Annotated in this window: 15 protein-coding genes and 1 pseudogene; 5 read left to right on the plus strand and 11 right to left on the minus strand. The window is 72.4% G+C overall.

The window, feature by feature from the left end:
- Positions 1-227: 227 nt before the first annotated feature.
- Positions 228-764 carry a TM2 domain-containing protein gene (locus ABGB05_RS20345; protein WP_347655032.1) on the plus strand — a complete coding sequence of 179 codons (537 nt, stop codon included), beginning with the start codon at positions 228-230 and terminating at the stop codon, positions 762-764.
- A 20-nt stretch (positions 765-784) separates the two neighbouring features.
- On the opposite strand, the gene ABGB05_RS20350 is transcribed toward ABGB05_RS20345, so the two are convergent.
- The 5 genes from ABGB05_RS20350 to ABGB05_RS20370 all read right to left on the minus strand — a co-directional run bounded on the left by ABGB05_RS20350 (position 785) and on the right by ABGB05_RS20370 (position 4,628).
- A complete protein-coding gene (locus tag ABGB05_RS20350; RefSeq protein ID WP_347655033.1) occupies positions 785-1,177 on the minus strand; it encodes a VOC family protein in 393 nt (130 codons plus the stop codon).
- A 250-nt stretch (positions 1,178-1,427) separates the two neighbouring features.
- Positions 1,428-2,273 carry an ATP phosphoribosyltransferase gene (gene hisG / locus ABGB05_RS20355; RefSeq protein ID WP_347655035.1) on the minus strand — a complete coding sequence of 282 codons (846 nt, stop codon included), beginning with the start codon at positions 2,271-2,273 and terminating at the stop codon, positions 1,428-1,430.
- Between the two features lie 113 nt (positions 2,274-2,386).
- Complete coding sequence (locus ABGB05_RS20360) at positions 2,387-2,650, minus strand: phosphoribosyl-ATP diphosphatase (protein ID WP_101366712.1); 264 nt, start codon at positions 2,648-2,650, stop codon at positions 2,387-2,389.
- Between the two features lie 116 nt (positions 2,651-2,766).
- Positions 2,767-4,044, minus strand: a complete 1,278-nt coding sequence (locus ABGB05_RS20365) for a GerMN domain-containing protein (RefSeq protein WP_347655036.1) — start codon at positions 4,042-4,044, stop codon at positions 2,767-2,769.
- Entirely contained in the window at positions 4,041-4,628 is a 588-nt protein-coding gene (locus ABGB05_RS20370; protein WP_347655037.1) for a SigE family RNA polymerase sigma factor, read from the minus strand. Before ABGB05_RS20370 ends, ABGB05_RS20365 begins: the two co-directional genes overlap by 4 nt.
- Positions 4,629-4,856: 228 nt before the next feature.
- On the opposite strand from ABGB05_RS20370, the gene ABGB05_RS20375 reads away from it, so the two are divergent.
- The 3 genes from ABGB05_RS20375 to ABGB05_RS20385 are packed head-to-tail and all read left to right on the plus strand — an operon-like array spanning position 4,857 to position 7,305.
- Complete coding sequence (locus ABGB05_RS20375; protein ID WP_347655038.1) at positions 4,857-5,717, plus strand: ABC transporter substrate-binding protein; 861 nt, start codon at positions 4,857-4,859, stop codon at positions 5,715-5,717.
- A complete protein-coding gene (locus tag ABGB05_RS20380) occupies positions 5,714-6,559 on the plus strand; it encodes an amino acid ABC transporter permease (RefSeq protein ID WP_347655039.1) in 846 nt (281 codons plus the stop codon). The genes ABGB05_RS20375 and ABGB05_RS20380 overlap by 4 nt, the downstream gene beginning before the upstream one ends.
- Positions 6,556-7,305 (plus strand): amino acid ABC transporter ATP-binding protein, encoded by a 750-nt coding sequence (locus tag ABGB05_RS20385; protein WP_347655040.1) that lies wholly within the window; start codon positions 6,556-6,558, stop codon positions 7,303-7,305. The genes ABGB05_RS20380 and ABGB05_RS20385 overlap by 4 nt, the downstream gene beginning before the upstream one ends.
- Before the next feature lie 15 nt (positions 7,306-7,320).
- Here the strand turns inward: ABGB05_RS20385 and ABGB05_RS20390 are convergent, their stop codons facing one another.
- On the minus strand, positions 7,321-7,797 hold the full coding sequence (locus tag ABGB05_RS20390; RefSeq protein ID WP_347655041.1) for a DUF1203 domain-containing protein: 477 nt from the start codon (positions 7,795-7,797) through the stop codon (positions 7,321-7,323).
- Between the two features lie 88 nt (positions 7,798-7,885).
- Between ABGB05_RS20390 and ABGB05_RS20395 the strand changes: the two genes are divergently transcribed.
- The gene (locus ABGB05_RS20395; RefSeq protein ID WP_347655042.1) at positions 7,886-8,854 is read left to right on the plus strand and encodes a hypothetical protein; all 969 of its coding nucleotides are present in this window, start codon (positions 7,886-7,888) and stop codon (positions 8,852-8,854) included.
- A gap of 26 nt (positions 8,855-8,880) precedes the next feature.
- Here the strand turns inward: ABGB05_RS20395 and ribH are convergent, their stop codons facing one another.
- From ribH to ABGB05_RS20420, 5 genes and pseudogenes are all read right to left on the minus strand, one after another.
- Positions 8,881-9,360, minus strand: a complete 480-nt coding sequence (gene ribH / locus ABGB05_RS20400; protein ID WP_347655043.1) for a 6,7-dimethyl-8-ribityllumazine synthase — start codon at positions 9,358-9,360, stop codon at positions 8,881-8,883.
- A gap of 182 nt (positions 9,361-9,542) precedes the next feature.
- Positions 9,543-10,742, minus strand: a pseudogene (locus tag ABGB05_RS20405) (bifunctional 3,4-dihydroxy-2-butanone-4-phosphate synthase/GTP cyclohydrolase II); the annotation flags it as partial.
- Positions 10,739-11,368 carry a riboflavin synthase gene (locus ABGB05_RS20410; RefSeq protein ID WP_347655044.1) on the minus strand — a complete coding sequence of 210 codons (630 nt, stop codon included), beginning with the start codon at positions 11,366-11,368 and terminating at the stop codon, positions 10,739-10,741. The gene ABGB05_RS20410 and the pseudogene ABGB05_RS20405, both read right to left, overlap by 4 nt.
- Before the next feature lie 4 nt (positions 11,369-11,372).
- The gene (gene ribD, locus ABGB05_RS20415; protein ID WP_347655045.1) at positions 11,373-12,434 is read right to left on the minus strand and encodes a bifunctional diaminohydroxyphosphoribosylaminopyrimidine deaminase/5-amino-6-(5-phosphoribosylamino)uracil reductase RibD; all 1,062 of its coding nucleotides are present in this window, start codon (positions 12,432-12,434) and stop codon (positions 11,373-11,375) included.
- 468 nt (positions 12,435-12,902) lie between these two features.
- Positions 12,903-13,889, minus strand: coding sequence for a response regulator (locus ABGB05_RS20420; RefSeq protein WP_347655046.1), 987 nt, complete (start codon positions 13,887-13,889; stop codon positions 12,903-12,905).
- Positions 13,890-13,891: the final 2 nt, after the last annotated feature.

Here is a 13,891-nt window from a genome sequence, read left to right on the forward strand (position 1 = left end):
GTACCCCGGGATCCTCCCGGGTACGGCGGCGCCGGCGCTCGCGACGCGTATTCGGTCGCCTGTGGATCCACCTGGTGCGTGGCGCGGACACGCTGCTGTCCGCAGGAGCGGACCGCGGCGAGGGCAGCCACGGGTTCGGGGGGATGGCGACGACAGGCGGGAGCGGAGGGTCACAAGCGACCGAACAGCCGGTGACCTCGGCGCCACCCGAACGTGAAACTGTCCAGGTGACCAATCACGCCTCCCGCCCGGGATGGCAGCCGGAACACCGGGGCGACGAGCCGACGTACCGGGACGAGCCGTACCCCACGCTTCCGCTGCACCTGCCGGTGCCGCTGTCACCGGACCCCGGCCCCGATCCGACCCTGTCGTTTCCGGTCACCGCCGCGTACCCGCTCGCCGCGTATCCACCGTCGGATCCGCCGCTGCGCGGGGAACTCATGCCGGCGCCCGTGCCGCCGGTACCGATCGTGGTGGTCGTACCGCAGAAGTCCGCCGGCGCGGCGGTCGTCCTCGAGTTGGTCCTCGGATTCTTCGGCATCTTCGGCGTCGGCAACCTGTACGCCGGGCGAATCGCCACCGGGTTCCTGCTGATGATCTCGTTCTGGGTGCTCTTCTGGCTCAACGTGGTGCTGGTGTTCCTGGTCGTCGGCCTGGTAACCCTCCCCCTCACCTGGCTCACCTACCTGGTCATGGCACCGCTGCTCGCCGCCGGCGGCGTCAGTTCGCACAACGCCCGGGTCCTCGCCGGCCTCCGTCCCTGAGCGTCACCGCCACCGTGCGGTCAGGCCGGGCCGAGCAGGTCCCAACGGTTGCCGGCGATGTCCCGGAACACCGCCACCCGGCCGTACGCCTCGACCCGGGGCGCGGTAACGAACTCGACACCGGCGGCGACCATCCGGGCGTACGCGGCGGTGAAGTCGTCGACCCGGAGGAAAAACCCGACCCGGCCGGCCGCCTGTTCACCGACCGCGTCCTGCTGCCGCCGCCCGTCGGCGCGGGCCAGCAGGATCCCGGTCTGTCCGCCGGGCGGCCGGACCACCACCCACCGCTTGGGGCGGCCGTCGTTGGTGACCGACGGCGAGTCCTCGACCAGTTCGAATCCGAGGACGGTGGTGAAGAACTCGATCGCGGGGTCGTACTCCTCGACGATCACGGTCACCAGGTCGATCCGCATCTGACGCAGGTTACGCCGGTCGCGGAGTGGACGACACGGTGGGCCGGGACGGACCTCGGCGATAGGGATAGCCGAGGAGCCCCTCCGTCCCGGCCCTGTTGATCAGAGCGCTCCGGGGAGGCCCGGCGTTACACCTGACCGTCGGTCAGGCCTTGACCACGCACCGCACCAACCACCGGGACGGCCGCGATCGGCGATCCGCCGACGGTCCCGCCGGACCACAGCCGGCCACCCGGCCGGCGTCAGCCGGTCAGAGGCGGCAGGCGTGGATGTCGGTGACCAGGATCGCCCGGGCGCCGACCTCGTACAACTCGTCCATGATCCGGTGTACGTCGCGACGCAGGACCATCGCCTCGACCGCGACCCACCCCTCCCGGTGCAGCGGCGAGATCGTCGGGGACTCCATCCCCGGGGTCAACGCGCTCGCCTTCTCCAGCAGGTCGGCCCGGACGTCGTAGGCCAGCATGACGTACCGGCGGGCCACCAGCACGCCCTGCAACCGGCGGACGAGCTGGTCTACCCGGCTGTTGACCGGGGCACCGGCGCGGCGGATCAGCACCGCCGACGAGCGCAGGATCGGCTCACCGATGATCGCCAGGCCGGCCTGGCGCAGGGTGGCCCCGGTGGAGACCACGTCGGCGACCACGTCGGCGACGCCGAGGCGTACGGCGTTCTCCACCGCGCCGTCGAGCCGGATCACCTCGGCGTCGATCCCGTGCTCGGCGAGGTGCCGCTCCACCACCCCGGGGTAGGCGGTGGCGATCCGACGGCCGGCGATCTTGTCGACCGACGCCACCGTCTCCGGCCGGGCGGCGAACCAGAAGGTCGACCCGCCGAAGTCCAGGTCGAGCATCTCCTCGGCCGGGCTGGCCGAGTCGACCAGCAGGTCCCGGCCGGTGATCCCGAGGTCGAGGTCGCCGGAGCCGACGTAGGTGGCGATGTCCCGGGGACGCAGGTAGAAGAACTCGACGTCGTTGGCCTCGTCCCGGCAGACCAGGTCACGGTCGTCGCCGCGTTGGCGGTAGCCCGCCTCACGCAGCATCTGGGCGGCGGGCCCGGAGAGGGTCCCCTTGTTGGGTATGGCGATGCGCAGCATGTCTGGGTGCTCCTCGCGGTCAGCGGAATGGACTGCCGGTCGACTGGTTCGGACTACGGTCAGCGGAATCGGACTGACGCACGCGTTCCCGGCAACGGGAGGCGGCGGGGCACTCACAGATGTCGGTACACGTCCTTGAGCTCCAGACCGGTGGCGAGCATCAGCACCTGAGCCTGGTAGAGCAGTTGGGAGATCTCCTCGGCGGCCCGTTCCGGGCCCTCGTGCTCGGCGGCCATCCACGCTTCGGCCGCCTCCTCGACGACCTTCTTGCCGATCGCGTGCACACCGCGCTCCAGCGCGGCCACCGTCGCCGAGCCGGGGGTGCCGGCCGCGGCCTTGGCCTGCAGCTCGGCGAACAGCTCCTCGAACGTCTTCACGACATCGGATTCTCGCAGCCGGCCGGCCCGGCCCCGGCCGCCGGGTCCGGGTTCCGCCCACCAGGTGGACCGGCGGAGCGGGTCAGGCCCCGTCCACCGGTCCACCGCCGGCCGGCTCAGCGGACCGTCACCAGGTGGTCGTCGTGGTGCTGCTCGCTCCCGTCGGCCAGCGAGGTGGCGTACGCGGTCAGCGTGTAGCGCCCCGGCGGCAGGCTGATCCGCACCCGCTTCTCCCCCTGGGCCGGCCCGGCGACCGACAACGTGACGACCTGCTCGTGGACGGTCCGGCCGTCCTGCGAAACGCGCAGCTGGGCGGTCGCCTCCGGCAGGATGCCCGCCAGGTGCACCTCGAAGCTGCCCGCGACGGTGTCCCCGTGCTGCGGGGAGACCACCCACACCGGGGCAAGTACGTCGACCGCCGGCGCCCGGCGCAGCACCCCGGAGACGTCGACCCGGTTCCAGAGCCGGTCGACCGCGGCGCCGTCGAGTCGCAGCCGTACCCCGGTCACCCCGCGCACTGCGGTGACCGTCCAGACCAGCTGCTGTACGGCGAGCCGCGCCCCGACCCCGTCGGTCGGGTGCCGGGACACCCCGGCCAGGTCGACGGTGGCGACGCCGGAGCGGACCGTCACCGCGCGCAGGTCGGTTCCGACCGGCCAGCCCGTGCGGTAGTCCGGGTCGATGCCGGACGGACCGTCGAGCATGTTCCGCACCGCCGCGGTGACCCGGTCCCGGGCCGAACCGTCCCGCACCCAGAGCCGGTGGAACTCCCGGTAGAGCCGGGGCCGGTCGGCGGGGCCGCCCAGGTAGTAGACGGCGAGGTCGGCGCGGCGCCGGTCGGGTGTCGTACCGCTGCTCGGTGGCGCCGACGGCGTGACCGGTTCCACGGTGGCCGGATCCGACGGTGCCGGGGCCGGGTCGGCGGCGCCGGGCGGGCTCGGCGGCGGCTGCGGGGTGGCCGGGCCGGCGACCGGCGCGACGGTCCGCTCCGGCGGGAGCCCGACGGCGAGTCCGACCGCCAGCGCGGCCACGGTCACCGCGGCGACCGTCAGCACCCCGGCGGCCAGCGGTGACCAGCGCCGCCCGGCGACCGGTGCCCGCAGCCGGTCCGGTACCGGCCACCAGCCGGCTCGGCCGCCGCGGCGGCCGGCGCGGATCCGACGCTGGATCTCCGGCAGCGCGGTCGGCGCCGGCTCGATCCGCTCGGCGTGTGCGGCGAGGATGCGCCGCAGCACCTCCTCGTCGGCGGGTCGCCAACCGTCGACCGCCGGCCGGTCGCCGGCCGCCAGCCCGTTGTCGGGCCACCGGTTGTCGGCCGGTACTGTCCGGAACCCGTCCACCGGCCGTCCCGCTCCGTCGGCGCCGTCGGTGCCACCACCTGCTCGGATGTTCATCGCTGCGCTCCCAGGCTCTGTTTCAGCGCGGCCAGGCCGCGGAAGGTGTGGCTTTTCACCGCGCCCCGGCTGACCCGCATCAACTCGGCGGTCTCCGCCTCGGAGAGCTCGACGTAGTAGCGCAGGACGACCGCCTCCCGTTGCCGGGGCGGCAGGGCCCGCAACGCGGTGATCACCTCGTCGTGCCGGAGCAGGTCGAGCGCGCCGCTCTCCGCGCTGGGCATGTCGGCCCCGGGCCGGTTCGTCGCGACGTACACGGCGGCGACCCGGCGGTGCCGCAGCGCCGACCGGCACCGGTTGACCACGCTGGTCCGTAGGTAGCCCAGCGCCCGGTCCGGATCCCGCAGCCGGGACCACCGGTCGTGCAGCGCCACGTAGCCGTCCTGCACGATCTCCTCGGCCGCGCCCTGGTCGTGCAGGAGCAGGGTGGCGAGACGTACCAGCGGCCGGTAGTGGGCGACGAAGAGCCGGGTGACGGCCTCGTCCGCCGTCCACCCCGACGGAGGTCCGGGATGCGTCATGGTCCTCCCGCCGAGCGGGTCGGAGACCAGGTGGGTTGTCACGCAGAGGTGACGCACCAACACCCGTGGTGGTTTACCGCCCGCCGTGTCGTCTTCCGGTCCGCGCCGTCCTTCCGACCGGTGCGCTGCCGATGTCCTCCGGTGTACCGCCGTCGGTCAGCCGACACCACCGCACGGGCCGATACCCGACTAAACCCGGCCCCGTCCGGCAGATCACCCAGGTCTGCGAATATCAGGGATGAACCGATGAGGATCTATGGATGACCTCGACGTGTGCCTATGCTGTCGGCCATGGCTCGCCGATCTACGTCGCTCGCGTTCGCGACCGCCACCCTCCTGCTCGCGGCCCTCGCCGGCTGCGCGCCCGTGGTCGACCCCGCCCCGCCGCCCGCACAGCACAACGCCTGTACGAAGGAGAACCTGACAACCAAGACCCCCGGCAAACTCACCGTCGCCACCGACGAACCCGCGCACGCGCCCTGGTTCAGCGAGAACATGCCGTCCAACGGCAAGGGCTTCGAGTCCGCGATCGCCTACGAGGTGGCGGAGCGGCTCGGCTTCGCCCGGATCGACGTGCAGTGGATCCGGGTCAAGTTCAACAACGCGATCGCCCCCGGCCCGAAGGACTTCGACTTCACCGTCAACCAGTTCTCCATCAGCGACGAACGCCAGCAGGCGGTCGACTTCTCCTCGCCGTACTACCTGGTCCGGCAGGCGGTGATCGCGACCGGCGACTCGCCGATCGCCGGTGCGACCACCCTCGCCGGCTTGAAGGGTGCCAAGCTCGGCGCCCAGGTCGGCAGCACCAGCTACCAGGCGATCACCGACATCATCCAGCCGAGCGCGAAGGCGCAGGTCTACGACAACAACGACGACGCGAAGAAAGCCCTGCAGAACGGTCAGATCGACGGTCTGGTGGTCGACCTGCCCACCGCCTTCTACATCACGTCCGCCCAGCTCAAGGACGCGGTCATCGTCGGTCAACTGCCCCAGGTGGGGTTGCCGGAGACGTTCGGTCTGGTCCTGGACAAGGACTCGCCGCTGACCGGCTGCGTCAGCAACGCGGTCAACGCGCTCCGCGAGGCCGGCACCCTCGCCGAACTGGAGAAGACCTGGCTCGCCGACGTGGCGGGCGCCCGCGAACTCACGTGAGGTCGACCGACCACCCCCTGTCCCCGGTCGCACTGGAGCGGGCCGCCTACCGGAAACGGCAGACGGTCCGCTCCGTGCTGGTCGCCGCCGCCTCGACCGGCGTGCTCGGCACGCTGCTCGTGGTGACGGTGACCGGCGCCCCCGGCTGGGACCGGGTCCGGCAGTCCTTCCTCGACCTCCGGATCGCCCGGGCGGCGCTGCCGGAGATCGTCACCGGGCTGTGGCTCAACCTCCGGCTGCTGGTCTTCTGCGCCGTCGGCGCACTCGCCGTCGGACTGGTCGTGGCACTGCTGCGTACCCTTCGCGGCCCGGTCTTCTTCCCGCTACGGACGCTGGCCGCCGGCTACACCTACACGTTCCGTGGCCTGCCGCTGATCATCGTGCTCTACGTCTTCACCCTCGGGGTGCCCGGACTGCGGCTGCAGGGCATGCCGTCGGTGTTGGTGCTCGGCGCCGCCGCCCTGGTCCTCACCTACGGCGGCTACCTGGCCGAGGTCTTCCGGGCCGGCATCGAGTCGGTGCACCCGAGCCAGCTCGCCGCCGCCCGGTCGCTGGGCCTGACCCACCGGCAGACCATGCGGTACGTCGTCCTGCCCCAGGCGGTCCGCCGGGTCACCCCGCCCATGCTCAACGACGTCGTGGCGCTGCAGAAGGACGTCGGCCTCGTCTCGCTGGCCGGGCCGATCGACGCGGTACGGGCAGCCCAGATCGCGACCGCCGAAACCTTCAACTACACGCCGTACATCGTCGCGGGGGTGCTCTTCGTGCTGCTCGCCGTACCGTTGATCGCCGTCACCGACTGGGTGACGCTGCGCGCCGCCCGTCGGCAGGCGGCCCGATGACACCGCCGGTGCTGAGCTGCCGCAACCTGCGCAAGGTCTACGCCGGCCAGGTGGTGCTCGACGGGCTCGACCTCGACGTCGACGAACACGAGGTGGTGGCGCTGATCGGCGCCTCGGGGTCCGGCAAGTCCACCCTGCTGCGCTGCGTCAACCTGCTGGAGGAACCCGACGACGGCACCGTGCACCTCGACGGCGAGCACATCACCGCGCCCGGCATCGACCCCGACCTGGTACGACGTCGGATCGGCATCGTCTTCCAGGCGTACAACCTGTTTCCGCACCTGCGGGTGCTGGACAACATCACCCTGGCTCCGGTGCGGGTGCACCGGCGGCCCCGCGCCGAGGCCGAGGCGCAGGCCCGGGAACTGCTCGCCCGGGTCGGCCTGGCGGAGCGGGCCGACAGCTACCCGGACCGGCTCTCCGGGGGCCAGCAGCAGCGGGTGGCGATCGTCCGGGCCCTGGTCAACTCGCCCCGGCTGCTGCTGCTCGACGAGGTGACCTCGGCACTCGACCCGGAACTGGTCGGCGAGGTGCTGACAATGATCCGGTCTCTGAAGGCGGAGGGCATGACGATGGTGCTGGCCACCCACGAGATGGGTTTCGCCCGGGAGGTCGCCGACCGGGTCTGCTTCCTCGACGGTGGCCGGGTCCTCGAGCAGGGGCCGCCGGAACAGGTGCTCGGTGAGCCGACGCAGCCGCGAACCCGGCGGTTCCTCCGCCGGATCATCGAGGCCGGCCGGCTCTGACCGGCAGGCCCGAAGCTATCCCGCCCGCTCGACGGTGAAGGTGTAACAGCCCCAGGCGACGTTGCGGCTGTGCAGTTGGACGATCGCCGGGTCGCTGAACAGGTCGGCGATCGCCGTCTCCGGGTCGCCGCCGTCGTGCACCCGGGCGGTCCGGATCCAGCCCCGGTTGTCGTACGCGCGCAGGACCTGCTGGCGGCCGCGGAAGGCGGCGGGATAGCCGTCGCCGCCCGGGCCCGGACACGGCTCGGCGTGGGTGTACACCGCTCCGGTTTCCCGGTACGGGCTGGCCGGCATCGGTGGCCGGTAGCCGAACAACAGGATCGGCTCGTCCGGTTCGGCCAGCCGCAGGCAGCAGCGCAACTGTTCGCCGCCCTCGGCGGTCTGCCGCTCGACCGGGTGGCCGGAGGCGTCCCGCCCGCTGGTCCGTACCCGGTCCAGCTCGATTCCGGCGATGGCCCGCACCCTGAACGTGGTGGTGGTCGTGGTGGTCATGTTCCCGATCCTGCTCCGGCCGCCGACCGGATGCTGGCGGGAATCGGTCCTGGCGTCGGCTGTCCGCCCCGGCTGGTAGAACCGTCGCGTGATTCAGGTGACCGACCCGTTGGCTGGACTCGACGAGGTCGGGTGGGATTCGCTGTACCACGCGTACGGGCCGGCGGTCGACGTACCGGACCAGCTGCGGGGGCTGCGCTCGGCGGAGTCGGCGGTCCGGCACGCGGCGCTGTCGGAACTGTACGGCAACGTCTACCACCAGGGCACCCGGTGGGGAGCGAGTCGGTACGTGGTGCCGTTCCTGGTGGCCCTGGTCGACGACCCGGCCACCCCGGACCGGGCGGCGGTGGTCGGCCTGCTCCGTGCGGTGGTCCTCGGCGACCAGCGCGACGACGCGCTGCCGTTCGAGGCCCGCCGGGTCTTCGCCGCCGCCGAGGGGATCACCGACGAGCAGACGGCGCTTGTCGATCGGCATCTGCAGGCGGAGGACCTGTTCGACCACGAGGAGGTGGCGGAACTCGCCGACGGTGTGGCGGTGCGCTGGGCGGCCGACGCCTACGCCGCCGGGGCCCGGCACCTGGACCGGTACGTCGTCTGGCTCACCGACCCGGACGACCTGGTCGCCGCCCTCGCGGCCGAACTGGTCGCCTGGTTTCCGCCCACCGGCCCCGGGCTGGCCGCGCTCCTGGCCGTGCCCGGGACCCGCCGCGACGTGCGGGCCAGCGCGAACCTGACGCTGGCCCGCTGGCCGGCCGGCTCCATACCGGCCGGTCGGCCGCCCGCCGGATCGACGCCGGACACCCGACCCGACGGGTCACCACGGGTCGACTCCGTCCTCGAGGAACTGCTGACGGCCACCGAGCCGGTCGTCCGGGTCACGGCCGCGGTGGCGTTGGCCCTGCGCCTGGCCCGGCGGGACACCGACCGACTGCCCGACCTCGCGCTCGACGCGCTGACCGGAGCCCACGTCGACGACTACGACGCCGACGTACCCGGTTGGGACCGGCCGGTACGCGGCTTCGTCGCGATCGCCCTGCACACGCTCGGCCTCAACTGAGCCACCCCGGTCGACGCGACGGCCAATCAGGGCCGGACGTTGATCTCCCGGATCGCCACGGCGGCCTCCAGGGCCGCGACGGTCGCGGCCCAACCCTTGTCCTCGGCGGAGCCGGGCAGCCCCGCCCGGTCCCGGGCCTGCTCCAGGTTGTTGACCGTGAGTACGCCGTGCGCGACCGGGGTCGAGGTGTCCAACGCGATCCGGGTGAGCCCCTCGGTCACCGACTGGCAGACGTAGTCGAAGTGCGCGGTCGCGCCCCTGATCACCACGCCGAGCGCCACCACCGCGTCACAACGCCGGGCCAGCGCCTGGGCCACCACCGGCAGCTCCACCGAGCCGGCGACCCGGGCCACCACCACGTCGTCCACGCCGCACGCCTTCGCCGCGGTGACCGCCCGGTCCAGCATGTGGTCGGTGAGTTCACCGTGCCAGCGGGACGCCACCACCCCGATCGTGAGCCCCGACGCGTCCACCGTCGAGGCGTCCGGCTCTCCGAAACCCGCCATCGTCACGCCAACCTTTCCGTAACCTCGGTCAGTCCCGCCAGCCGCGCCGGACCGGCGGCCTGCCCCGCCAACTCCTCCACCGGCCGGGTCGACTGCTCCCCGTGCCGGGTCCGTTCCGCCGGTCGTACCGCGTCGGCCAGCCCGTTGCGCCCCTCCACCCTGACCGGCCCGTCCAGCTCGTCCAGCAGATGCCCCATCCGGTCCCGCTTGGTCCGCAGGTAGCGGAGGTTCTCCGGGGTGGCCCGGACCGGCATCGGCTCCCGCCCGGCCACGGTCAGCCCGTACCCCTCCAACCCGGCCCGCTTGGCCGGGTTGTTGGTCAGCAGCCGCATCGACCGGACCCCGAGGTCGTAGAGGATCTGCGCGCCGGTGCCGTAGTCGCGGGCGTCGGCGGGCAGCCCCAGGTCGAGGTTCGCGTCGACGGTGTCCCGGCCCTGGTCCTGCAACTGGTACGCCTGCAGCTTGTGCAGCAGGCCGATGCCGCGTCCCTCGTGTCCGCGCATGTAGAGGACCACGCCGCGCCCCTCGGCGGCGACCCGGGCCAGCGCGGCGTCGAGCTGCGGCCCGCAGTCGCAGCGCAGCGACCCGAAGACGTCACCGGTCAGGCACTCCGAGTGCACCCGGACGAGGATGTCCCGTCCGTCGCCGACCTCGCCGTAGACCATCGCGATGTGCTCGGCGGACTCGAACTCGGCGCGGTAACCGACGGCCCGGAACTCGCCGTACCGGGTTGGCAGCCGGGTCTCCACGACCCGCTCGACCTGCCGCTCGGTCCGGCGGCGGTACGCGATCAGGTCCGCGATGCTGATCAGCGTCAGCCCGTGCTCGGCGGAGAACTTCTCCAGGTCCGGCAGCCGCATCATGGTGCCGTCGTCGTTGACCAGTTCGCAGAGCACGCCGGCCGGCCGGAGCCCGGCGAGCTGGGCGAGGTCGAGGGCGGCCTCGGTGTGCCCGGCCCGGCGCAGCACCCCGCCCGGCTTGGCCCGCAGCGGTACGACGTGTCCCGGCCGGGTCAGGTCGGTCGGGTCGGTGGCCGGGTCGGCGAGCAGCCGGATGGTGTGCGCCCGGTCCGCTGCCGAGATGCCGGTGCTGACCCCCTCCCGGGCGTCCACCGCCACCGTGTACGCCGTACCGCGCCGGTCCTGGTTGGTGTGGTACATCGGCGGCAGTTCGAGCCGGTCCGCCTCCTCCTCGGTGATCGGCGCGCAGATGTAGCCGGAGGTGTGCCGGACCATGAAGGCCAGCAGTTCGGGCGTGGCCTTCTCGGCCGCGAAGATCAGGTCTCCCTCGTTCTCCCGGCTCTCGTCGTCGACGACCACCACCGGGCGGCCGGCCGCGATGTCGGCCAGGGCCTGTTCGATGCTGCCGAATCCCGTTGTCATGCCACGGCCTCCAGTCCGTCGGCCGGCAGTCGTCCACCGGTCGTCAGCAGTCGCTCCACGTACTTGGCGAGCACGTCCACCTCCAGGTTGACCGGCTCGCCGACCTGCTTGGCGCCGAGCGTGGTCGCCTTGAGGGTGGTCGGGATCAGCCCGACCGAGAACGTCTCCGCGTCCAGCGCGGCCACCGTCAACGAGATCCCGTCGACGGTGATCGAACCCTTCTCCACGACGTACCGGGCGAGACCGGCGGGCAGGGTGAAGGTCACCGTCTCCCACTGCTCGGCCGGTTCCCGCCGGACGATCGCGGCCACCCCGTCGACGTGTCCCTGCACCAGGTGTCCACCGAGCCGACTGCCCAGCGTGGCGGCCCGTTCCAGGTTGACCGGGTCGCCCGGACGCAGCGCCCCCAGCGCGGTACGCCGGAACGTCTCACCCATCACGTCGGCGGTGAAGACGTCGCCCTCGACGTCGACCACGGTCAGACAGACCCCGTTGACCGAGATCGAGTCGCCGTGCCGGGCGTCGGAGACGACCAGCGGACCACGGATGGCGACCAGGGCGGAGTCGCCGCCCGTGTCGGTCCGTCGTACCAGTTCGCCCAACTCCTCCACGATTCCGGTGAACATTCGCTCAGCCCTCCGTCTTCCGGGGAAACGCGGTGACCCGCAGATCGGGTCCAACCGGGGTGATGTCGGTGAACTCCAGGTCGATAACCTCGGAGATGGTCGTGGGGCCGGCGTCGGCCAGGGCGGCGGGGCCGGCGCCGAGCAGCTTCGGCGCCAGGTAGCCGACGACCTTGTCGACCAGGCCGGCGGCGAGGAACGCGCCGGCCAGGATCGGCCCGCCCTCCAGCAGGGCCGCGCGGACCCCGCGCTGGTAGAGGGCGGCGAGCAGGGCGGGCAGGTCGACCTTCCCGTCCGCGCCGGCGCCGACCTCGTCGGCGGTCGCCACCCAGGTGGGGGCGGCGGCGTCCCGGACCCGGGCGTCGGCCGGGGTACGTCCCTCGCTGTCCACCACGACCCGCAGCGGCTGGCGGATGGCGAGGCTGCCGTCGCGCAGGTTCCGGACGGTCAGCCGTGGGTCGTCGGCGAGAACCGTGCCGACCCCGACGATCACCGCGTCGACGGTGCCGCGCAGCGCGTGCACGTCGATCCGGGCCGCCTCGGACGTGATCCACATGCTGGTGCCGTCGGCCGCCGCGATCCGCCCGTCCAGGGTCGCCGCGTACTTCCAGATCAGGTAGGGGCGGTTCCGTCGTACCGCGGTCAGCCAGGCCAGGTTGCCGGCCTCCGCCTCGGCGGCCCGGACCCCGAGCTCGACCTCGACCCCGGCGGCCCGGAGCGTCTCGGCGCCGCCGGCGGCGACCGGGTTGGGGTCGGTGACCCCGACCACGACCCGGCGGACACCGGCCCGGATCAGTGCCTCGGTGCAGGGCCCCGTGCGACCGGTGTGGTTGCAGGGCTCCAGGGTGACCACCGCGGTGCCGCCCCGGGCCCGCTCACCGGCCTGGGCGAGCGCCACGATCTCGGCGTGCGGGCCACCGGCGTAGGCGTGGAAGCCCTCTCCCACGATCTCGCCACCCGAGTCGAGCAGCACGCACCCGACCAGCGGATTGGGACTTGTCGTACCCAGACCGCGGGCCGCCAGCACGATCGCCCGGCGCATCGCCTCGTCGGTGGAGACACTCCCCATGCCGATCCTTCTCCCTCTCCCTCGCGCGGTTTCCCGGTGCGCGCGGGCGGGGCGGGGAGGCTGCCGGCCGGTGGGCCGGGCGAACGGAGACGGGCAGGGGACGGCAGCAGCCGACCCCGGCGGACCACGATGGTCGGCGCGGCGAAGCCGCCCGACCGGGCCCGTCCGTCCCGCGCGCTGTCTCCCATCCGGACTGTCTGGGCGTGGGCGGATGCCCGCGCCCAACCGTCGGCCCCGGAGTCTCACCAGGTCCACCGGTCGGCCGTACGGCCGACCGGGTCGCGGGCTTACCGGGAGCTGTCGCCCCGGATCACCGCCGGTTCGGAATTTCACCGAGTCCCGCCAGCGCGTGGTGGGTACCGGTCGAGTGTTACACGAAACGGGGCGGCAAAGGTCAACGAGGCGACGGACTTCACAGCACAGTGACCCCGGTCACGTTCGCCCCGGGGCCGTCCAGGGCGGGACGACTCAGCTGAGTTCGCCACCACCGCGGGTCTTCGAGCCGCGCCGTCGGTCCATCGCGACGAAGGAGCCGGGCTGGCTCTTCGCCACCGTCTTCATCTCGGACGCGGCCGCGATCACCTCGAGCGGGTCGGTGAACCGACGCTCGGGCACCGAGAGCGAGACCCCGATGGAGAGGGTGACCAGGTGGGCCCGCTGGATGTTGCCCCGCCGGTCCTTGAGCTCGACGTAGCCGCGCTTGGCGTCCTCCGGGTCGTACAGTTCGTCGGCGGTCTTCTCGAAGTCGACGACGGCCCGTTCGGTGAGCGGCCGGACCTGCTCCGGGGCGCAGACGATGACAAAGTCGTCGCCGCCGATGTGTCCGAGGAAGGCCGGGGGCAGCCCCACCGAGACGACCGCCCGGTGCAGGCTGCGGGCCAGGGCGCTGATGAACTCGTCGCCCCGGACGAAGCCGTACCGGTCGTTGACGCTCTTGAACCGGTCGATGTCGATGTAACCGACCGCGTAGTCGACGCCGCTGCGTACCCGGTCGCCGATCTCCCGCCGGACCCGGGTGTTGCCGGGCAGCCCGGTCAACGGGGAAACCTCCCGGGCCTCCTTGTTGCGCCGCAGCGTGGAACTGACCCGGGCCACGAGTTCCGCGGTGTCGAAGGGCTTGACCACGTAGTCGTCCGCGCCGGCGGTGAGCCCGTGAACCTTGTCCACGGTCAGCCCCTTGGCAGTCAACATGATCACCGGCAGCGCGGAGGTCATCGGGTTGGCCCGCAGCCGCCGGGTCAGCTCCAGCCCGTCGATCCGGGGCATCCGCAGGTCGACGACGGCGAGGTCGGGACGGCGACGCTCGATCAACTCGAGTGCCTCCTGGCCGTCTCTGGCCTGCATCACCTCGAAACCGTGCAACTTTAGATTGAACGAGACGAACCGGACAATGTCCTCGTCGTCATCGACAACCAGGATCAGGTCGGGCCGCTCCTCGGTCTCGTCGACGCTCATGC

It is taken from the genome of Plantactinospora sp. B5E13 (genome assembly GCF_039871775.1).
GTDB lineage: Bacteria > Actinomycetota > Actinomycetes > Mycobacteriales > Micromonosporaceae > Plantactinospora.